The organism is Pseudonocardia sp. Ae717_Ps2 (assembly GCF_001932475.1).
In the GTDB taxonomy this organism is placed as follows: Bacteria; Actinomycetota; Actinomycetes; order Mycobacteriales; family Pseudonocardiaceae; genus Pseudonocardia.
In genome coordinates, this window is the sequence record NZ_MCIS01000001.1 from 4,378,535 (window position 1) to 4,398,482 (window position 19,948).

The following is a 19,948-nucleotide window of genomic DNA, read 5'->3' on the forward strand; positions in this document are numbered from 1 at the left end:
GTGTCGCTGCGCCACGGACACCACGTCGTCGTCGTGTGCCGTTCGGCCGGTGCCGGCCCCGCCGAGCTCCGCCGCCTGGCCTGGTCGCTGGAGGACACCCCCGTCGAGCTGGTCGTCGATGCCGGGCTCGTCGACGTGACCGCCCGGCGGGCGTCCCTGACCGACCTCGACGGCCTCCCGCTGCTGCGCCTGCCCCGGCTGCGACTCGACGGGGCCGCGCGGACGCTCAAGCACACGTTCGACCGGGCGGCCGCGCTGGCGATCCTGCTCCTCACCGCCCCGTTGCTGCTGGTCGTCGCGCTGGCCGTGCGCTGCGGCGACGGCGGCCCGGTCTTCTTCCGCCAGGAGCGGATCGGCGTTCGGGGCAGGCCCTTCGAGATGCTGAAGTTCCGGACGATGGTGCCCGACGCCCCGCAGCTGCGCGCCGGGCTGCACGCGGTGGACGAGGGGGCGGGCCCGCTGTTCAAGATGCGGCGCGACCCACGGGTGACCCGGGTCGGGGCGGTCCTGCGTCGGTACTCGCTCGACGAGCTGCCGCAGCTGTTCAACGTCGTCGGCGGATCGATGAGCCTGGTCGGCCCGCGTCCGCCGCTGCCGGGCGAGGTGGCGACCTACTGCGACCGTGCCCGACGCCGGCTGCTCGTGCGGCCAGGGATGACCGGGCTCTGGCAGGTCAGCGGCCGCAGCACCCTGAGCTGGGAGGAGTCGCTGACACTCGATCTGCGCTACGTGGAGACCTGGTCGCTGTGGCTGGACCTGATCATCCTGGTGCGCACCGTGCGCGCGGTGCTGCGAGGGGACGGGGCGTGGTGAGCCGCACCCACCGGCTCGCGGACGTGCTGCGCGCCGAGCGACGACGGCTGGCGGACGACCTGCACCGGTCGCGGAGCGGGCTCGGGGAGAGCGGCGCACCGCGTGCGGTCGCCGGGTTCGTCGTGGCCAAGACCGTGGCACTCGGACACCGGTGCCTGCGCCGCGCCGCGGAGACCGCGGTCGACCGTCGCTACGGCATCCGGACCGCCGGAATGCTCCGGCCGGACTCCCCGGGCGACACCCCCGACCCGCACGCCGCCTACGCCTACCAGCCGGTGGGGCTGCGGCGCTTCCGCGCCGTGGTGGCGGCCTGTGCGACGACACCGTCGGTCACCACCTTCCTGGACCTGGGATGCGGACGGGGGCGGGCCCTGGCGCTCGCCCGAGCGCACGGCTTCGCCCGGGTCGTCGGGGTGGAGCTCGATGCGGAGCTGGCCCGCACCGCGCGTGCCAACCTGGCCGCGGGCGGATCCACCGCGGTGGTGGTCCACACCGGCGACGCCGCGACGACGACGGTCCCGGCGGGACCGCTGCTGGTGTTCCTGTTCAACCCCTTCGGCCCCGCCGTGCTGCGACGCGTGCTGGACCGTGTGGCCGAGCAGGCGAGCGGCCCGGTGACCGTCGGCTACGTCAACCCGGTGCACCGCGCCGTGCTCGACGACGACCCGCGCTGGGAGCGCACGGCCACCGCGCGCTGGTGGTCGGTGCACCGGCTGCGCCGACCGCCCGGGCCCCACCCGGACGACACCGGGTCGTCCTGAGCTCCGGGGTACTTCCTGAGATCCGGGGTCATCCCGAACGCAGCATCCGCAGCCCGGGCAGGGCCCGCTCCGCCACGGTGACCGGGTGCGACGTGCCGCCGAACTGCCGTTTGAAGCGGTCGATGCCCTCGTCCGGCACGCCCAGCAGGTCCAGCGTGTGCGCGCCCCGCCCGCACGCCCAGGCGATCGCGTCCCAGTACAGGAGCACCCCGGCCGGTGAGTCGCGGTGCTCGGGCAGGACCCCGCCCGCCCAGGTCACCGCGTACCCGTCGAGGCAGACGGTGGCCAGCACGGCGTGCACCCGGCCGTCGACGTCGCGGGCCTCGGCCAGGTGCACCGCCGCCGGACCCGCCGTCAGGTCGTCGTAGCGGGGTGGGAAGACGCCACGCAGCCCGTCGCGACGACCGCGGGAGGCGAACGCCGCCCGCACGGCACGTCCCAGCGAGCCGGTGTCGCGGACCGGGTGTACCTCGATGCCCCGTGCCCGCGCCCTGCGGACCTTCTTGCGGCACTGCGTACTCGTCCCCGCCCAGAGCGCGTCGACCCCGACACCGAGGTCCAGCAGGTAGGTGCGCTCGTGGGACACGGTGTACCCGCACGCACGGAGCACCTCCTCAGACGGGCTCTCCACCGGGGAGAACCCGTAGCGCTGCACCCCGACCCCGTGCCGGAACGACCAGCGGGTGGCGAGCTCCAGACCCTCCGCGAGGTCCGCGGCCGCGAGCACCGGTCCGACGTAGGGCGTCGGGGACCAGCTGACCAGGCCCAGCGGGCCGATCCGCCGGCACAGCAGGGGCAGGATGCCGATGGGCTCGCCGGACCGCTCGACGACCATCGGGTGCAGCATGGTCGCCGTCATCGCCGCGGCCGACCGGAGCCAGGTCAGGTCGTGGAAGGGGATCGGGGCGCGCCCCGAGGCGGCCCGTGCGGCATCCCACCGGGCGGGATCGGTGCACGGCCGCAGACGCGTGGTCACCCCGCTACCCGGCGGAAGGTCAGGTCGGCCTGGAGCTGCTCGCCGTCCACCCCGGTGCTGATGCCCGCGACATGGACCAGCCGGAACCCCCGGCCCGCCAGATGGGCGACGACGTCGCCCGCGAGCGGCTGACCCACGTAGAGCTCGACGAACGAGCACTCGCAGAGGATCTCCTGCACCGAGTCGAGCACCCGGGTGGCGCCGCGCAGCACCTCCAGCTCGTAGCCCTGCACGTCGATCTTCAGCAGGGCGGGCTGCGCGATGTCGGCGTCGAGGTGCTCGTCGAGGGTGGTGACCGGTACCTCGCGCACCCCGGCCTCCGCGGTGCCGTGGAACTCGTGGGCCTGCCGGCCGATCGGCAGCAACGAGGAGGAGTCGTCGGCGGCCGAGACGTGCAGCGTGCACCGGCCGGGCCGGGCTCCCACGGCGGCGACGTGCACCTCCACGGGGCCGTCCACCACTGCGCGGATCCGCCCCGCCGCCTCGGCGAGGGGCTCGAAGCACACGATCCGGGCGTCGGGGTGGCGGTCGCGGATCCAGGAGGCGAACTGTCCCCGCGAGGCCCCGACGTCGACGACGGTCGCGAACGGGCCGCCGAGACCGGAGTCCTGGTGGTCGGTGGCGGCCAGCACACCCTGGCGCAACGCGGCGCGCAGCCGGGGACGCCGGGCCACCCGGACGAGCTTGCGCACCCGCAGGCGGGTCCTGTCCAGCGTCGTGTGGAGGCGGGTGCGTCGGGTTCCCGGCGTGCGCGGGGGTGTGGTCACGTGCAGGGTCATTCCGGGTGCTCCCCGAGGGCGTCGACGGTTCCGGCGAGGACGGCACGGCGGACCCGGGCGTCGCGCCGGGCGACACGGTCGGGCAGGTAGCGGGCAGCGGCGGGGCCGGCGGCCGCGGCCAGCGCGGCCCGCCGGGCGGGATCGGCCAGCAACGCGGCGATCTCGCAGGACAGCGCCGCGCTGTCACCGGCCGGCACCACCACGGCGACCCCGGCGGCGGCGAGGTCGTCGCCGACGTAGACCTCGTCGGAGACGAGCACGGGCAGCCCGGCCTGCACCGCCTCCACCGGGGCGATGCCGAAGTTCTCGTTGTCGGAGTGCAGGACGAACAGGTCCGCCGCGGCCAGGGCGTCACGTTTGCGCTGCCCCCCGAGGTACCCGACCAGGTGCACCGCCGACGGGTGGTCCAGGCCGGCGACCCGCGACCGCAGCTCCGTGGCGAACGCCGGGTCCCCGGATCCGGCCACGACCAGCACCGCGTGCGGGTCCTCGGCCCGGTCCCTGTCCACGGCCTCGACCAGCCGGATCAGTCCCTTCTTGCGGTCGAGCCGGCCGAGGAAGAGCACGATCCGTGCCTGTGCGGTCAGCCCTAGCGAGGCCCGGAACCCGGCTCCGTCTCCGGGGCTCGACGGGGCGTCCACCGGCAGTGCGGTCACCACGGTGCAGGGCGCGGCGCCCAGGCCCGCCAGATTGGCCGACTCGCGCTGCGCGGTCAGCCAGACCGCCGCGCAGTCCTCCAGCAGCCGGCGCAGCGCGGGACGCAGCATCCGCTTGAGCCACGGGTGGTTGTGGGCCATGTCGTAGGGCTCCAACGAGCCGTGCGGCCGGATCACCAGGGGCACACCGGACCGGCGAGCGGCCCACCAGCAGGCGAGCGCGGGGATCGAGAACACCTCGTGCACCTCGAGCAGGTCGTAACGGTGCGCGTGCCGGCGCAGCCACCCCACCAACGACCAGGACAGCGCCCAGCAGCCGGGCCACGATCGCCGGCACGCCACCAGGTCCACGTCGCCCAGCTCCTCGGCGCCGGGCAGCTCGTCGGGCGAGCCGACCGTGGTCAGCAGGGTCGCCCGGTCGCCGACGGCCCGGGTGGTGCGGGCCACCGCCACCGCCGCGGCCGCCGACCCGCCCTGCTCGGCGCCGATGCGACCCAGCACGTGCAGCACCCGCAACGGCCCCCTCGGCCCCGGAGTGGTCCCTGCGGACCCGACTGCCGGCTCGGGACGCACCCGGACCCGGTGGAGGCGGAACCCCACCATCCGCTGGAAGTGACGCAGCCCGTTCGGGAGCCCGACCGGCGACCGGTTGTCGACCAGGTAGCGGACACCACGTGCCACCAGCTCGCACTGCAGACGGTGGACGGCGAGGTAGCGGGCACCCGACCGGTCCGGGCCCGGGGCCAGGGTGCGGAAGTAGCGCACGCACCCCCACCCACCGTCCACCGGAGCGACGGACAGCAGCAACGGCAGGCCCTCCGCGGAGTAGACCGCCAGCCACAGGTCGAAGCGCACGAGGTCCCCGTTGTCCGCGTCGGGATTGCGGTAGGCCCCGGGCTGGGAGCGCTCCCACTCGTCGGCCAGGGCCACCAGCCGGCGTCGCTCGTCGGGATCGTCGACGGTCTCGCACCGCAGTCCGGCGGCGGTCGCGTGGCGTACCTGGCGGCGCAGGGTGCGGTTGGGCCGTCCGGACCCGACGTCCTCGACCCGGTCGGGCAGGACGACGACCGAACGATGCTCCCAACGCCCGAACCGGACACGTCCCTCGCGGAAGACCGCACGCAGTGCCCGGCCGTCCGGGCCCGCGGAGAAGCGGGCTTCCAGCACGGGCAACGCCGCGATCGCGCGCACGGCCCGCAGGACGTCCCCGGGGTTGTGCAGCAGATGCCCCAGTGGCGACCCCCCGGACGCCACGTGCTCCTGCAGCCGACCGTAGATCTCGGAGAGCTCCGACTCGGACACCCCGCTCATCGGGCGATCTCCTCGTCGGCCACGAGGAACCCCGTGTCCGGGGCGAGGGTGCCCAGCGCCCTCGCGGGGACACCGCCGTAGAGGTGGTGGCTCCCGTGCAGCGGGCGGACCACGACCGCACCGGCCGCGACGAGACTGTGCCCCGCGACCTCCGCCCCCGGCAACACCGTGACCCGTGCCGCGAGGACGGTGCGCTCCCCCACCACGATCGGCTGCGCGGTCTGGCTGTGGGTCGCCGGGTCGAACGAGTGGGTCATCAGCAGCGACTGGTAGCCGGCGACCGTCGCCCGCTCCCGGAGCTCGATCCGGGCCGTGCAGTCCAGCAGGTGCAGCACCATGATGCGGGCGCACGGGCCGAGGACCAGCTCCGGTGACCGGTCGACCCCCTGGAGGAAACCGCGGTCCCGCCGGACGGCGTTGACCCAGTTCAGGTGGGCCAGGACCGCCGACCTTCCGAGGGTGACCCGGTCCAGCCCCCGGACGACGTTCAGATGACCGATCTCGGCCCCGGGCCCGAGTTCCAGGTGACCGACGTCCACCAGGGAGAAGCCGACCCTGGCCGTGGGATGGATGCTGTGGCCCAGTACGTGCACCAGGATCGGACGACGCACCGCCCACGGCAGGGCGGCCGCGAGCAGCGCGCACGCGGTACGCAGGCGCCGGGACCGGACTCCGAACGGCATCGTGACTCCCTGTTCGAGCAACGAGACTATCAGTAACAGTCGTTACTGCTTATAAAGATAATGCCCGTTCTCGACCACATCAGCAAGCATGAGCGACAACCCGGACCCTTCCGGAGACACCCGGAAAGGAAACGTAAACATCGCGGAGCAACTGTGTCGACCGCCACTTCACTGTTAACGTAGCGACAGTTACCGTCGACAAGGACATCAAGGGATCAGTCCTCCTCGCAGGGCAAACGCCCCCACCCCACCCGAACGACCCGTAAGCAGGAGGCCCATATGAAGCGCCTTGACATCCTGATAGTGGGCCTCAACTACTCTCCGGAGCCGACCGGAATCGCTCCGTACACGACAGGTATGGCGCACGCCTTCGCAGAAGCCGGACACCAGATAACTGTCGTTACTGGGTTTCCACACTACCCCCGGTGGCGAAGCGAGGACGGCTGCCGGGTCCGCCGTCAGGAGTGGGACGGGCCGGTGCGGATCACCCGGGTGCCCCACCCCGTCCCCCGCGACGGCGGCCCGATGGGCCGCATCGCGATGGAAGCCGTGTTCGCCACGGCCGCGGCGAGGGTCGTTCCCGATCCGCCCGACGTCGTGGTCGCGGTGAGCCCCGCCCTGCTCGGCGTGGCCGCCGCGCAGGTGCAGCGCCGCCGCGGCCGCCGGGCCGGACGGACGACGGCGCTCGGGGTCGTCGTCCAGGACCTCTACGGCGCGGGTGCCCACGAGCTCGGCGGGGCGCGCGGCCCCCTGAGCAGCGTCGGCCCGCGGGCCCGACACGTGCTGGCCGACCTGGTCACCCGCACCGAGACCGCGCTGCTGCGTCGCGCCGACGGGATCCTCACGGTGCACGAGGTGCTGCGCGACCGGCTCGTCGCCCAGGGGATCCCCGGTGCGGACGTCGACGTGGTGCACAACTGGACCCACGTCGCGGGCCCGGTCCGCGACCGCGACACCGTCCGCTCCCGGCTGGGGCTGCGGCCCGACCGGCACGTCGTGATGCACGCCGGGAACATGGGGGCCAAGCAAGGGCTCGACGGGGTCGTCGAGGCGGCCCGGCTCGCCGAGGGCTGGGACGTGCCGGTCGAGTTCGTCCTGGTCGGCGACGGCAACCAGCGGGCCCGCATCGCCCGGGCCGCCGAGGGATGCTCACGGATCCGGCTGCTGCCGCCGGTCCCCGAGGACGACTTCCCCGACGTGCTCGCCGCCGCCGACGTGCTGCTGCTCCACGAGCGCCCCGGTCTGCGCGAGACCTGCGCACCCAGCAAGCTGACCTCCTACTTCGCCGCCGGCCGGCCGATCGTGGCCGCCACCGACGCGCGCAGCCCCGCCGCGGCCGATCTGCGTACCGCGGAGGCCGGCGTCGTCGTCGGGCCGGGTGACCCCGGCGCGCTGCTCAGCGCGATCGAACGGCTGATCGGCCAGGACACCACCGAGCTGGGCCACCGCGGCCGGGACCACGCCCGCGAACGCTGCTCGGCCGCGCAGGCCCACGCGGGATACCTCGGCTGGCTCGACCGCCTGTGCCGGAGCGGGGTCGCATGATGCCCGAGACCCTGCGCACGGCCCGGCCCGTCGGACTCGGGCACCATCTCCCCACCGTCCTGGGCATCAGCTCCCAGCTCGTCAACGCCGGGACCAACGTCGCCACCGTCTACCTGGCATCGCTGTTCCTCGCCCCCGACGCCTTCGGCACCTTCGCCGTCGGGTTCGCCGGGGTGACCGTCGTGCTCGCCTGTGCCCGCGGGCTCATCGGCTCCTCCCTGCTCGTCCACCTGCCCGCCGTCGAACCGCACCGCAGGGCGCCACTGGCCCGCTCCGCCCTGGGGCTGGCGTGGTGGGGCACCCTTCCCGCGGTGGCGGCCCTGCTCGTGCTGGCCGCGGTGATCGACGGCACGCTGGTGTGGCTGCTGCCCGGTGTGGTGTTCAGCCTCGTCCAGGACGTCGGCCGCTCCACCTTCCTGGCCGGGGGACGACCCGGCGCCGCGCTGACACTCGACTCGGTGTGGGCCGTGGTCCAGGGTGCCACCCTGGTGCTGGGGCACTGGGCGCTCGGACAGGTCTCGGCCGGACCGGTCGGCCTCCCGCTGCTGGCGCTCTCCTGGGGTGCGGGCGCGCTGGCCGGGGTGCTGGCGCTGCTCTGCCTGGCCGGGGTCGACGGCCTGCCGTCGCCCCCGGGCCCCTGGATGCGGGCCAGTGGGGACATCGCCGGCTGGTTCACCGCCGTGGCGGTCGTCGCCCAGGTCGAGCTGTTCCTGGTGCTCGCGACGGTGGGGCTGGTCCTCGGTCCCGCCGACGCGGGCGGGCTGCGTGCCGTGCAGCTGCTCGTCTCCCAGCCCGCCACCGTCGTGCTCGGGGCCATGCTGGTCCTGGCGACCCCGACGGTGGCCACGGCCGCACAGGGCCCCGGCGGTACGTCCCTGCGCACGGTCCACCGACAGGTGGTCCGCCAGGTGGCCCCGGTCGTCGTCGGCGTCGCCGTGGTCGCGGCGCTGGCCGGCCCGTTGATGCAGCTGCTGTTCCCGCGGTGGTCCGGCTACGCGCCGCTCGCGCTGCCGGTGGCTCTGCAGACCGGACTGCTCGCGTGGTGCATGCCCGCGATGGCCCTGCTGAACGGCACGCGGCGCGGTCGGGTCTCGCTCGCGCTGCACCTGTGCCGCAGCACCGTCGTGGTGGCCGGGACCGCGCTCGGCGGTGTGCTCGGCGGCGCCGCGGGGGCCGCGTGGGCGCTGGCCGTCGTCGCCGCGGTCGTCCTGCTCGGGACCGCCGCGGTCGTCCGCCGGGAGCTGCGCAGGACACCGGGCGGTGCCCGATGACCGGCCCGAGGCTCTCCTTCGTCGGCCGGTCCAGGGTCCGTGCCCGCCGGCTGCTCGCCCGGCTGCTCCGTGCGGTGCCCGGCCGCACCGTCGACTGGGCGCACCGACACTGGATCACCGACGACGGCAGGACCGACCCCCGTTGGGCGCCGGTGGCGCGGCTGCTGTTCCACCGGCCGCTGCACCAGACCGTCGTCACGGTCCCCGGCAGCGGCGGCATCCGCCTGCACGTCGTGGGGGCACGGCTCGAACGGACGCTGTACTGGTTCGGGGAGCAGGGCTACGAGCCCGGGGAGGCCGCCTGGTGGCGGCTGCTGTGCAGCCGGGCGACCGCGGTCCTCGAGATCGGCTCCAACATCGGCTGGTACACCACGGTCGGCGCCGCGGCGGCCCCGGTGGGGGGCTATCTCGCGGTCGAGGCCAACCCCGAGGCCGCCCGCGCCACCCGTCGCAACCTCGAGCTCAACGGGCTCGGCCACGGTGCGGTGCTGACCGCGGCCGCGGTGGGACAGGGTGCTCCCTCGTCGCTGTACCTGGCGCTGCCCGACCAGGAGTCGTTCTCCGCGGCACCGACCGGGTCCTACCTGCGCGGGCACACCGAAGGGACCGCCGACCGCGCCGCACGGCGCTCGCTCACCGTCCCGACCCTGTCCGCCCGGCATCTCATCACCGGCCGTGACCTGGTCAAGCTCGACGTGGAGGGGGCGGAGGCCGGGATCCTGGAGTCGGCCCTGGACATCATCCTGCGCGACCGGCCGATCCTGCTGGTGGAACGGATGCCCGACACACCGCGGCTGGACCGGGTGCTCGAACAGCTCGTGGGCGGCGGGTACCTCGTGCTGCGGCTCGGGACGCAGCTGCAGCCCGCCGGCCCGCGCCCGCCGGTCGACGAGCACTACGACGTGCTGCTCGTCCCCGCCGAGCGCGGTGCGGTCCCGGTACACCTGGGGGACCTCCGATGACCGGCCCGGACCCGCGGGCGGGTACCGCCGCCGCACGCATCGGAGAGCTGCTGCTGGCCGCCGCGGTGCTCAGCGCACCGTGGAACGCCCTGGGCTGGAGCCCGTTCAAGCCGGCCCCGCTCCTGCTGGCCGCGGCCTGCCTGGCGCTGGCCGTCGACGCGTGCCTGCGATGCCGGCCACTGGTGGTACCGGCCTGGGTGTGGCCGTTGAGCGCCGCGATCGCGCTCGCGACGGTCACCTCGGTCCTGTTCCACCCCACCGGGGCCTACCTGGCCGGACGCTATCTCCCCGACCACGTGCCCTCCGCCGACGAGATCGGTGCCGCGCCGGTGCTGGGCCTGGTCGCGGGCCTGCAGTGGCTGGTCGCCGCGTTCGCGCTGCCCCTGGCCGTCTGCGTGGCGGCACCGGGGCGACCGCAGCTGATCGGGCGCCTGTGCGCGGCCTGGCTGCTCGGGGCCGCGGTGAACGCGCTGGTCGCGGTCGGCGACGCCACCGGGCTGACCTCGATCTCGGCGAACCTGATCGACGCCGTCGACGTCGGGGGCAGGCAGACCGGGCTCTCGGTCCAGCCCAACCACCTGGCCATCGCCTCGGCCCTCGCCCTGCCCCTGGCGGTGCACCGGACACTGCACGGTCGGCACCGCGGCGCCGCGCTGCTGTGCATCGCCGCCCTCGTCGGCGGTCTGGTCGTCGCGCAGTCCCGCGGCGGGACCGTGCTGGCGGTCCTGGGGGCGCTGGGGGTCCTGGTCACCGACCGGTGGGCACGCGTGCGTCTGCTCGGACCGGGGCTCCTGGTCGTCGCGGCCGGACTCGTCACCGTGCTCGTCGCGGGCGACCGGCTGCCCACGGTGGCGTCGCAGCTGCGCATCACCGGTTCGGCCTCGGCGCAGGCCAGCGACACGATCCGGGCCTCGATCCTGCAGCAGGCCGTCGACGACGCCCGGCACAGCCCGGTCACCGGGGTCGGGCTGGCCGTCCTGCCCCAGGGCCACTCCATCTGGGTGCAGCTCGTCGCCGCCGGAGGGGTGCTGCTGCTGGTCGGTTTCGTCCTGTCCGCCGCCGGGATGCTCGCCGACGCCCACGCCCTGCGCGGCCGGTACGAGGGTCTGTCCCTCGCCCTCGGGGTGAGCGTCGCGGCCTGGCTCGTCGGAGGCCTGGTCGAGAACCAGCTCGCCGACCTCTACCTCTACACCGCCCCCGCCCTCCTGGCGGGGCTCCACGCGTCCTCCGCGACGCCCGTCCCCTCCGGGAAGGCCCTCGTATGACCTCCGCGACCCTGCTGCACGTCCTGTCCGCCCACCGCCGTCTGCTGCTCGCCGGAGCGCTCCTCGGCGTCCTGCTGGCGGCGCTGGCGGCCCTGTTCGTCCCGCCCACCTACGACGCGACGACCAGCATCTACGTCACCGCCCGCGCCTCCGGCGACGATCCGACGTCGGCCTACCAGGGCACGCTGCTCTCCCAGGACCGCATCGCCTCCTACCGCGCGCTCGCGACCTCCCACCGGGTGCTCGTGCCGGTGGTCGAGCAGCAGGGCCGGGCCGAACCGGCCGAGGACCTGGCGGGCCGGATCTCCGTCACCGCGGCGCCGGAGTCGACCGTGCTGTCGCTGACCGTGTCCGGCCCGGATCCGGTACAGGACGCGGAGACGGCGAACGCCGTCGCCGGCCGGTTGGTCGCCGTCGTCGGGGAGCTGGAACGGTCCGCCCGCTCCGGCGTGCAGCTGGAGACCGTCGACCCGGCGCGCCCGGCCGTCCGGCCCTCGTCACCGGGGCTCGCGACGACGGCGCCGGTCGCCGCCGTCGCGGGGCTGATCGTCGCGGCGGGGGTGGCCCTGGTCCGGCACACGACCGACCGCAGGGTCGGCCACCGGTTGCCCGCCCTCAGCGGGGCACCGTTGCTCGGCAGGCTGCCGGTGCACCCCCGGCGGGCACGCGACGGGAGCCGGCTCGGCTCCCCCGAGGTCACCGACGGTGCCCGCCGCCTGCGCACCGCGGTGACCGCCCGTGGCGGCAACCGGGCGGTGCTGGCCGTGGCGAGCGCCGTGCGCGGAGAGGGCCGCACGACCACCGCGCTGGCCCTGGCCGCGGCGTTCGCCGGCACCGAGCGGGTGGCCGTGGTCGAGGCGGACCTGCGGAACCCCGGGATCGCCGGGCTCCTCGGTCTGCCCCCCGACCGGGGTCTGGCCGAGGTCCTCGCGGGCCGGGCGACGCTCGGGGACGCGATGCTGCGGTGGGACGCGGCCGGGGTCGACGTACTGGTGGCCGGCGGCCCCGGTGCCGGGCTCGGGGCCGATCTTCAGGGCCCGGCCATGGCCGGGGTGCTGGCGCTGCTGCGTGAGCGCTACGACGTGGTGCTCGTCGACGGCCCCGCGGTCCGGGAGTCCTCCGAGGCGGTCGAGCTGGCCCGCCTCGCCGACGGTGTCCTGCTGGTGTGCCGCACCGACTCCACCGGCGCCGACGAGCTGACCGCGGCGGTCGACGAGCTGGGCGCCGTGCACGTGACGCCGATGGGGTCGGTCGACACCGGAGGGCACGCCTCCGACCGGGACACGGAACCGACCGCCGCCCCGACACGGGACCCGGACGTGCTGGAGCCGGACCCGGACCGTCCCGGGGACACCGGCCGCTACCGGCACCGCGCCCGTCGTGCCCTGCCCGGGAGGTCCCGATGAGGGCCCCGCAGGAGGCGACCGGACGGCTGGAACGCCACCGACACCGCACGCTGCCCGAGCTCGGTGCCGGCGGGTTCTCCCGGCTCGACGGGGCGGTGGAGTTCTACCAGCGGGTCCGGGCCCTCGTCGGGCCGGACGACGTGGTCCTGGACCTCGGTGCGGGCCGTGGCTGCTTCGTCGAGGACCCCGTCGAGCACCGCCGGGAGCTGCGACGACTGCGCGGCAGGGTCGGGGCGCTGGTCGGCGCCGACGTCGACCCGGTCGTCACCACCAACCCGACGCTGGACCGCGCCCACGTGATCGGGCCCGACGGGTTCCTGCCGCTGCCGGACGCCTCGGTCGACGCGGTGGTGGCCGACTTCGTCCTCGAGCACGTCCGGTACCCGGCCCGGACCGCCGCCGAGCTCACCCGGGTGCTGCGGGTCGGGGGCTGGATCTGTGCCCGCACCCCCAACCGCTGGGGGTCGATCGCCCTGCCGGCCCGGCTGGTCCCCGACCGGCTGCACCGCAGGGTCCTGGCCCGGGTGCAGCCGGGCAAACAGGAACGCGACACCTTCCCGACGGCGTACCGGATGAACACCGCGGCCGACCTGCGCCGCTGGTTCCCCGAGACGTCCTTCCGCCACTGCTCCTACACCCACGACAGCGAACCGGCCTACGTCGGCCGGTCGGTGCTGGCCTGGTCGGCGTTCCGCGCCGTCGCGGCGATCACCCCTCCGCCCCTGCGGTCCATGTGGATGGTCTTCATCCAGCGGACCGCCTGACCCCTTCAGGAGTCCCGATGTCCCACACCCCGCCCCGCGCGCTGATCACCGGCATCACCGGCCAGGACGGCTCGTACCTGGCAGAGCTGCTCCTCGCCAAGGGCTACGAGGTGCACGGCCTCATCCGCCGCGCCTCCACCTTCAACACCAGCCGCATCGACCACCTCTACCAGGACCCGCACGAGCCCGATGCCCGGCTGTTCCTGCACTACGGCGACCTGACCGACGCCTCCCGGCTCGTCACGCTGATCGAGAAGATCCACCCCCGCGAGATCTACCACCTCGCCGCCCAGTCCCACGTGCGCGTCTCCTTCGACGAACCCGAGTTCACCGGCAACACCACCGGCATGGGCACCACCCGCCTGCTCGAGGCCATCCGCATGGTCGGGCTCGACTGCCGCTTCTACCAGGCCAGCAGCTCGGAGATGTTCGGTGCCAGTCCGCCGCCGCAGAACGAGTACACGCCCTTCCACCCCCGCTCCCCCTACGGTGCGGCCAAGGTCTACAGCTACTGGATCACCCGCAACTACCGCGAGGCGCACGGCATCTACGCCGTCAACGGCATCCTGTTCAACCACGAGTCCCCCCGACGCGGGCCGACCTTCGTGACCCGCAAGATCGCCCGCGCCGCCGCCCGCATCTCCGCGGGCCTGCAGGAACACCTCCACCTCGGCAACCTCGACGCCGTCCGGGACTGGGGCTACGCACCCGAGTACGTCGAGGGCATGTGGCGGATGCTCCAGGCCGACCAGCCCGGCGACTACGTCCTCGCCACCGGCACCGCCTACACCGTCCGCGACTTCGCCCGGTTCTGCTTCGACCACGTGAACCTGGACTGGCGCCAGCACGTCCGGTTCGACCGGTCCTACCTCCGCCCCTCCGAGGTCGACGCGCTCGTCGGGGATCCGGGCAAGGCCCACGACGAGCTCGGGTGGACGCCCCGGGTCACCGCCCCGGAACTCGCCCGCATCATGGTCGACGCCGAGCAGCCCGCTCCGCGTGCGACCCGCCTGGTCGTGGAGGGTCTCGATGCTGCCTCGTGACGCACGCCTGTACGTGGCCGGGCGACGCGGTCTGGCCGGCTCCGCGGTCGTCCGGGCCGCGCAGGCGGCCGGGTTCACCGACGTCGTGGGTGCCACCAGCGACGAGCTCGACCTGCGCGACCGGGCGGCGGTGTTCGAGCATCTGCTCGACCTGCGTCCCACGGCGCTGGTGCTGGCCGCGGCGAAGGTCGGCGGCATCCTGGCGAACAGCTCCCGGCCCGCGGACTTCATCTCCGAGAACCTGCAGATCCAGGTCAACGTGATGGACGCGGCGGCCAGGGCCGGGGTCCGACGGCTGCTGTTCCTCGGCTCGTCGTGCGCCTACCCGAAGTTCGCCGGGCAGCCGATCCGGGAGTCCAGCCTGCTGCAGGGCTCGGTCGAGCCCACCAACGAGGCCTACGCCGTCGCCAAGATCGCCGGGTTGATGCAGGTCAGGGCGGTCCGCAACCAGCTGGGGCTGCCGTGGATCTCGGCGATGCCGACGAACCTCTACGGGCCGGGGGACAACTTCGACCCGCACGACTCACACGTGGTCCCCGGGCTGATCCGGCGGCTGCACGACGCCGAGCGCCACGGTGCGGGCACCGTCGAGCTGTGGGGTTCGGGCACGCCGCGCCGCGAGCTGCTGCACGCCGACGACCTGGGGAGCGCGGTGATCCACCTGCTCGACCACTACGACGATCCCGAACCGATCAATGTCGGGAGCGGGTTCGACGTGGCGATCAGCGACCTGGCCGCGATGATCGCGGGCGTGGTCGGCTTCCGGGGGCTGATCGTGCCCGACCGACGGCGTCCGGACGGGACGCCCCGCAAGCTGCTGGAGACCACCCGGATCCGGGGACTCGGCTGGCAGCCGACGGTCGAGCTGCGCGACGGGCTCGCCGACACCTACGCCTGGTTCCTCGAGCATGCGTGCTGAGGTGCGCGTCCGACCGACCGCGGCCTCACCCGGTCGGCGGGGGCAGCAGACGGGCGAGCCAGGGTGTCCAGCGGTTGGCGCAGCCGTCGAAGGACGGGTTCGGGGCGTCGAGGATGTCGACCGCGAGCTGACGCAACGCGTAGACGACCACGAGGAACACCTCGGACTCCAGATCGTCCTCGACACCGCCCGCCCACTCCCGGCGGCGCACCTCCAGCAGCGCCGCGATGCCCTGCATCGCGAGCCGGTTCCGGTGCCGGGCCTCCCGGCCCAGCGGTTCGAGCTCCACGAGGAAGGCACGGGCCACGACGATGTCGCGGCCCAGCAGGTCCAGGTAGACGAGCGTGAAGTGCCGGATGATCGAGGTCCAGTCGTCGGAGCGGTAGTGGACCTCGGCGAAGCCGCCGACGATCACGTTCACGAACCGGTCGAAGGCCGCGAACATGCACTCGTCCTTGTCCGAGAAGACCTCGTAGAAGGCCGTCAGGGACACCCCGGCACGGGCGCAGATCTCGCGGACGCCGATGTTGCGGTAGCCGTCGCCGGCCAGCAGCTCGGTCGCGGCGATCATCATCCGCTCCCGGCGCTTGGTGTAGACCTCCTCGCGGCTGAGCCGGTGTCGACCTCGGGGCAGGGCGGGTGGGGTCGTGAAGAACACACCCTCCGCAATCGTCGTCGGTGTGCGCTCCGCGCCCACCGCGTCCGACACCGACTCTGCCACCGCGACCGTCACCTCTTCCGCTCGACCTCGCCACCCTACTGGGTGGTCCATGTACGGCAGGCCACACTCGACCGTATAAGTAACGTTGGCTATCTTTGCTTATCACGGTCGCGCCCGGCATCACCCGACGGAGGAACAAGCGTGCGTGTCACTCCCCTGCTCACCGCGGTGCTGTGCGTCGGCGCCCTGCTCGGCCCGGTCGCGGCCGCACAGCCCGCGACCGCCGCGACCGGTCGGATCGCACACACCGCGACCACGACCACGACCGCTCCGATCGACCGTTGGAGCGCGCCGGGTCCGGAGGAGGTCACCGAGGAGATCGGGGCGACCCACACCGTGTTCCGGCCCGCCGACCTCGGTCCACCCGGCACCCGGCACCCGGTCGTGACCTGGGGCAACGGCACCGGCGGCATCCCCGCCGTCTACCGGGGCCTGCTGATCCACCTCGCCTCGCACGGCTACCTCGTCACCGCCGCCAACACCCCGCTGGCCAACAGCGGGCAGGAGATGCTCGCGGGCGCGCGCACGCTCGTGCGGGCCGACGCCGACCCCGGCAGCCCCTACTACCAGCGGGTCGACACCTCGGCGATCGCCGCCACCGGGCACTCGCAAGGGGGCGCCGGTGCGATGGTCGCCGCGGCCGACCCGCTGATCACGACCACCGTCGCCGTGCAGCCGGGGCCGCTGGCGGTGCCGCAGCGCATCCGGGGCCCGATCCTGTACCTGGCGGGCGAGCGGGACACGACGGTGCAGCCGGAGCTGATCGTGGAGCCGTTCTACGAGAACACCCCCCAGGTCGAGGCGGCCTACGCCGAGTTCGCCGGGGTCGGCCACTTCGAGCCGCTCCCCGACGGAGGCCGGTTCCGCGGTCTGCTGACCGCCTGGCTGGACTACCAGCTGCGCGGAGACACGGCCGCCGCCGCACAGTTCGTCGGCGCCGACTGCGGAGCGTGCACCGACCGGGCGATCGTCGACTACCGCCACCACGGCTGAGGAGAGCACCCGACGTGGGGCGCCGCGCTCACGTCGCGGCGGCCGGACCGACCAGCATCACCGGGCAGTCCGCACGCTGGACCAGGGCCAGACCGGTCGACCCCAGCAGCAGCCCGGTGAACCCGCCACGACCCCGGGTGGCGACGACGACCAGCCGCGCCGCACCACTGCGCCGGGCCAGCGCCCGCCCCGGCTCCTCGCGCTCGATCACCCGCTCCACGGCGACGTCGGGATAGCGCTCCGACCAGCCCGCGAGCCGCTCGGCGAGCGCGCGCTCCTCGGCGTCGCGCAGCCGGTCGAAGACCCCGGCGGCACGCAGTGCCGGGGAGCGGCCGTCGTGCCAGGCGTACAGGGCGACCAGGCCGGTGCCGTGCTCGGAGGCCGCGGCGAAGGCGTGCTCCAGGGCCGCGTCGGACAGCGGACCACCGTCGACGCCGACCAGCACCGGTCCCTCCGACGAGGTGCCGCGCACGACGACGACCGGACACTGGGCGTGCGAGGCCACCGCCAGGGTCACCGATCCCAGCGCGGTGCCCATCGCACCGCGCCCGGCGGACCCGAGCACCAGCAGCTCGGCCGTGGCGGACCGTTCGACCAGCGCCGTCGACGGCGCCCGCCGGTCCTCCGCGAGGTCGACCGCGACCTCGGGTGCGGCCTGCGCGGCGGTGTGCCGGGCCGCGTCGAGGGTCGCGCGGGACTCCTCGCGGATCGAGGTCTCGACGTCGTCGAGCAGGGGTGCGACGGCGGCGTCGGCGTAGAGACGGGCCACGTCGAAGGCCTGTACGAGCAGCAGGTCGGCGTGCCGGGTGGCGGCCTCGCGAGCCGCCCGGGCGACGGCGTCCAGGGCCGCGTCCGATCCGTCCACGCCGACGACGACGGTGCTCATCACTGTGCTCCGTTCCCGGCCGGCCCGGTGTCGGCCTCTCACCCTCCACTGTGCTCCGATCCGCGCCGCCCCGCACGTGTCCGGAATGTGAGGTGGCAGACGGCCCGCGCGGGCCGGGACGGGCCCCCGGGGCCCCGCGGGCGATCGTTACCGTGACCGGCGGCGACAGGGAGGTCCCATGCACGCACCGAGCGTTCTCATCGTCGGCGCCGGATTCGGTGGCATCGCTGCCGCGATCGAGCTGCGCGCCCACGACATCCGCGACGTAACGATCGTCGACGCCGCCGACGGCATCGGCGGCACGTGGCTGCACAACACCTATCCGGGCGCGGCCTGCGACGTCCCGAGCCACCTGTACTCGTACTCGTTCGCCCAGCGCACCGACTGGTCGCGGCTCTGCTCACCGCAGCCGGAGATCCTGGCCTACCTGCGCGGCGTCGCCGCCGAGTTCGGGATCGACGAGCTGGTGCAGACCGGTGTGCGGATCGTCGACGCCCGCCGCGACGAGGCCGACGGACCGTGGACGGTCACCGCGGACGACGGCCGCACCTGGACCTGCGACGTGCTGATCGTCGCGACCGGGCAACTCAACCGGCCGGTCTCCCCCGACCTGCCCGGAGTCGACTCCTTCACCGGGACGATGTTCCACTCCGCGCGCTGGGACCACGACCACGACCTGCGCGGACGCCGCGTCGCCGTGATCGGGACCGGCGCCAGCGCCGTGCAGTTCGTGCCGGCGATCGCCCCCGAGGTGGGGCACATGACGGTGTTCCAGCGATCCGGGAACTGGTTCCTGCCGCGGCGGAACCGGAGGTTCCCGGCGTGGTGGCGGGCCGCGATCGCCCGGGTGCCCGGCCTGCAGGCCGCGCGCCGTCGGTTCATCACCGAGTACTGCGAGACGCTGACGCTGATGATCCGCCACCCCGCCACCTGGGGACGGCTGGGGCGGCTCTGGTCGACGCTGTTCATGCGGGCCCAGCTGCGCGACCCGGAGGTCCGCCGCAAGGTCTGGCCGGACTACACCTTCGGCTGCAAGCGCATCCTGTTCAGCTCACACTGGCTGCCCGCGCTGCAGCGGCCCAACGTCGAGGTCGAGACGTCGCGGATCGCCGCGATCGAGCCGACCGGGGTGCGCACCGAGGACGGCACGCTGCACGAGGTCGACACCATCATCTGGGGCACCGGCTTCGCGGCGACCGACTTCATGTTCCCGATGGAGATCAGTGGTCCGGGTGGGCGGTCGCTGCGCACCGAGTGGTCCGACGGCGCGCACGCCTACCTGGGGATGACCGTGCCCGGGTTCCCGTCGCTGTTCGTGCTCTACGGCCCCAACACCAACACCTCGGGCGGCTCGATCATCCGGTACCTGGAGCACCAGGTCCGCTACGTCCGCGAGGCCCTGCAGGAGGCGGCCCGGCGCGGCGCGTCCGGCATGGAGGTCCGCCCCGAGGTCGAGCGGGCCTACGACGAGGAGATCCAGGCCCGGTTCCCCGGCACCGCGTGGACCCGGTGCGACTCCTGGTACCGCGACGACACCGGGCGGATCGTCACCAACTGGCCCGGCTACATGCGCGAGTACGACGAGCGCACCCGCCGTGTCGAGCCGTCGGACTACGTCTTCCACTGATCCCACCCCGGCACGGAACCGCCCCCTGCACCCCGTGGCGGGGTGCAGGGGGCGGAGGCGTGTGCGGGTCAGTCACACTTCGTGGGGTTGTCCCGGGTCTGGGCCGCGCCGCCACCGAGGATCCCGAGGACGTTGCCCAGGGTCGCGTTGATGCCCGGGCAGATGTTCGCGTTGTTGAGGACGTTGACGTCGTCCAGGTTCACCAGGCCGAACTGGTCGCCCCTGGTGTTGCCGACGTCCTGGACGAAGGAGTCACCGTCGTCGTCCTTCGGCGCGGGCGCAGCCGACGCCAGCGGGCTGAAGGCCACCATGGTGGCGATGACGGCGACGCCGGTGACCGCGAGCTTCCTGCGCATGTCGTTCTCCCCGATCGTGTCCGGTGGGACGGACGTGCCTCACGATTCCCGTGAGCACCACCGGGACGCCTGTGCGTCACGGCAAGCGGACAGTAGGCAGGTGCTCACCGGCGGGGATACGCGAACGACACCACCGGGTGACACGGTCACCACGGGTACCGAACGTGTGGTGTGAACCGGACGGAACGGGTTCGTCCTGGACGCCGGACAC

At 74.0% G+C, this 19,948-nt stretch carries 19 protein-coding genes; 12 read left to right on the plus strand and 7 right to left on the minus strand.

Annotated elements, in window-relative coordinates; genetic code table 11:
• Positions 1-813, plus strand: a complete 813-nt coding sequence (locus Ae717Ps2_RS20145; RefSeq protein WP_075333764.1) for an exopolysaccharide biosynthesis polyprenyl glycosylphosphotransferase — start codon at positions 1-3, stop codon at positions 811-813.
• On the plus strand, positions 810-1,574 hold the full coding sequence (locus Ae717Ps2_RS20150) for a class I SAM-dependent methyltransferase (protein WP_139318956.1): 765 nt from the start codon (positions 810-812) through the stop codon (positions 1,572-1,574). Before Ae717Ps2_RS20145 ends, Ae717Ps2_RS20150 begins: the two co-directional genes overlap by 4 nt.
• A 28-nt stretch (positions 1,575-1,602) precedes the next feature.
• On the opposite strand, the gene Ae717Ps2_RS20155 is transcribed toward Ae717Ps2_RS20150, so the two are convergent.
• From Ae717Ps2_RS20155 to Ae717Ps2_RS36255, 4 genes are read right to left on the minus strand one after another with little or no spacing between them, the layout of a single operon-like run.
• On the minus strand, positions 1,603-2,550 hold the full coding sequence (locus Ae717Ps2_RS20155) for a GNAT family N-acetyltransferase (protein WP_075333765.1): 948 nt from the start codon (positions 2,548-2,550) through the stop codon (positions 1,603-1,605).
• Positions 2,547-3,329, minus strand: a complete 783-nt coding sequence (locus Ae717Ps2_RS20160; protein WP_020627172.1) for an FkbM family methyltransferase — start codon at positions 3,327-3,329, stop codon at positions 2,547-2,549. The genes Ae717Ps2_RS20155 and Ae717Ps2_RS20160 overlap by 4 nt, the downstream gene beginning before the upstream one ends.
• Entirely contained in the window at positions 3,326-5,296 is a 1,971-nt protein-coding gene (locus tag Ae717Ps2_RS20165) for a glycosyltransferase (protein WP_075333766.1), read from the minus strand. Before Ae717Ps2_RS20165 ends, Ae717Ps2_RS20160 begins: the two co-directional genes overlap by 4 nt.
• Positions 5,293-5,979, minus strand: a complete 687-nt coding sequence (locus Ae717Ps2_RS36255) for a hypothetical protein (RefSeq protein ID WP_075310802.1) — start codon at positions 5,977-5,979, stop codon at positions 5,293-5,295. The genes Ae717Ps2_RS20165 and Ae717Ps2_RS36255 overlap by 4 nt, the downstream gene beginning before the upstream one ends.
• Positions 5,980-6,258: 279 nt before the next feature.
• Between Ae717Ps2_RS36255 and Ae717Ps2_RS20175 the strand changes: the two genes are divergently transcribed.
• Genes Ae717Ps2_RS20175 through Ae717Ps2_RS20210 form a run of 8 tightly spaced genes read left to right on the plus strand, consistent with a single transcriptional unit; the run spans position 6,259 to position 15,154 of the window.
• Positions 6,259-7,524 (plus strand): glycosyltransferase family 4 protein, encoded by a 1,266-nt coding sequence (locus tag Ae717Ps2_RS20175; RefSeq protein WP_043281494.1) that lies wholly within the window; start codon positions 6,259-6,261, stop codon positions 7,522-7,524.
• On the plus strand, positions 7,521-8,795 hold the full coding sequence (locus Ae717Ps2_RS20180; protein ID WP_139318955.1) for a hypothetical protein: 1,275 nt from the start codon (positions 7,521-7,523) through the stop codon (positions 8,793-8,795). The genes Ae717Ps2_RS20175 and Ae717Ps2_RS20180 overlap by 4 nt, the downstream gene beginning before the upstream one ends.
• Positions 8,792-9,757 carry an FkbM family methyltransferase gene (locus Ae717Ps2_RS20185; protein WP_043281493.1) on the plus strand — a complete coding sequence of 322 codons (966 nt, stop codon included), beginning with the start codon at positions 8,792-8,794 and terminating at the stop codon, positions 9,755-9,757. Before Ae717Ps2_RS20180 ends, Ae717Ps2_RS20185 begins: the two co-directional genes overlap by 4 nt.
• Positions 9,754-11,022 (plus strand): O-antigen ligase, encoded by a 1,269-nt coding sequence (locus Ae717Ps2_RS20190; RefSeq protein ID WP_075310800.1) that lies wholly within the window; start codon positions 9,754-9,756, stop codon positions 11,020-11,022. Before Ae717Ps2_RS20185 ends, Ae717Ps2_RS20190 begins: the two co-directional genes overlap by 4 nt.
• Positions 11,019-12,428: a polysaccharide biosynthesis tyrosine autokinase gene (locus Ae717Ps2_RS20195; RefSeq protein ID WP_075310798.1), complete on the plus strand. Its 1,410-nt coding sequence runs from the start codon at positions 11,019-11,021 to the stop codon at positions 12,426-12,428. Before Ae717Ps2_RS20190 ends, Ae717Ps2_RS20195 begins: the two co-directional genes overlap by 4 nt.
• Positions 12,425-13,192 carry a class I SAM-dependent methyltransferase gene (locus tag Ae717Ps2_RS20200; RefSeq protein WP_020627165.1) on the plus strand — a complete coding sequence of 256 codons (768 nt, stop codon included), beginning with the start codon at positions 12,425-12,427 and terminating at the stop codon, positions 13,190-13,192. Before Ae717Ps2_RS20195 ends, Ae717Ps2_RS20200 begins: the two co-directional genes overlap by 4 nt.
• 17 nt (positions 13,193-13,209) lie before the next feature.
• Positions 13,210-14,235, plus strand: a complete 1,026-nt coding sequence (gene gmd / locus Ae717Ps2_RS20205; RefSeq protein WP_075310796.1) for a GDP-mannose 4,6-dehydratase — start codon at positions 13,210-13,212, stop codon at positions 14,233-14,235.
• A complete protein-coding gene (locus Ae717Ps2_RS20210) occupies positions 14,222-15,154 on the plus strand; it encodes a GDP-L-fucose synthase (RefSeq protein ID WP_075333767.1) in 933 nt (310 codons plus the stop codon). The genes gmd and Ae717Ps2_RS20210 overlap by 14 nt, the downstream gene beginning before the upstream one ends.
• A 25-nt stretch (positions 15,155-15,179) precedes the next feature.
• Here Ae717Ps2_RS20210 and Ae717Ps2_RS20215 read toward each other — a convergent pair whose 3' ends face one another.
• Positions 15,180-15,875, minus strand: coding sequence for a TetR/AcrR family transcriptional regulator (locus tag Ae717Ps2_RS20215; protein WP_158071522.1), 696 nt, complete (start codon positions 15,873-15,875; stop codon positions 15,180-15,182).
• A 141-nt stretch (positions 15,876-16,016) separates the two neighbouring features.
• Between Ae717Ps2_RS20215 and Ae717Ps2_RS20220 the strand changes: the two genes are divergently transcribed.
• A complete protein-coding gene (locus tag Ae717Ps2_RS20220; protein ID WP_083695190.1) occupies positions 16,017-16,868 on the plus strand; it encodes a hypothetical protein in 852 nt (283 codons plus the stop codon).
• Positions 16,869-16,896: 28 nt separating this feature from the next.
• Here Ae717Ps2_RS20220 and Ae717Ps2_RS20225 read toward each other — a convergent pair whose 3' ends face one another.
• Positions 16,897-17,754, minus strand: coding sequence for a universal stress protein (locus Ae717Ps2_RS20225; RefSeq protein WP_075333768.1), 858 nt, complete (start codon positions 17,752-17,754; stop codon positions 16,897-16,899).
• Positions 17,755-17,932: 178 nt separating this feature from the next.
• Here Ae717Ps2_RS20225 and Ae717Ps2_RS20230 point away from each other — a divergent pair, with 178 nt between their 5' ends.
• Positions 17,933-19,381, plus strand: a complete 1,449-nt coding sequence (locus tag Ae717Ps2_RS20230) for an NAD(P)/FAD-dependent oxidoreductase (protein WP_075310792.1) — start codon at positions 17,933-17,935, stop codon at positions 19,379-19,381.
• 68 nt (positions 19,382-19,449) lie between these two features.
• Here Ae717Ps2_RS20230 and Ae717Ps2_RS20235 read toward each other — a convergent pair whose 3' ends face one another.
• A complete protein-coding gene (locus Ae717Ps2_RS20235) occupies positions 19,450-19,737 on the minus strand; it encodes a hypothetical protein (RefSeq protein WP_020627158.1) in 288 nt (95 codons plus the stop codon).
• Between the last annotated feature and the right edge of the window lie 211 nt (positions 19,738-19,948).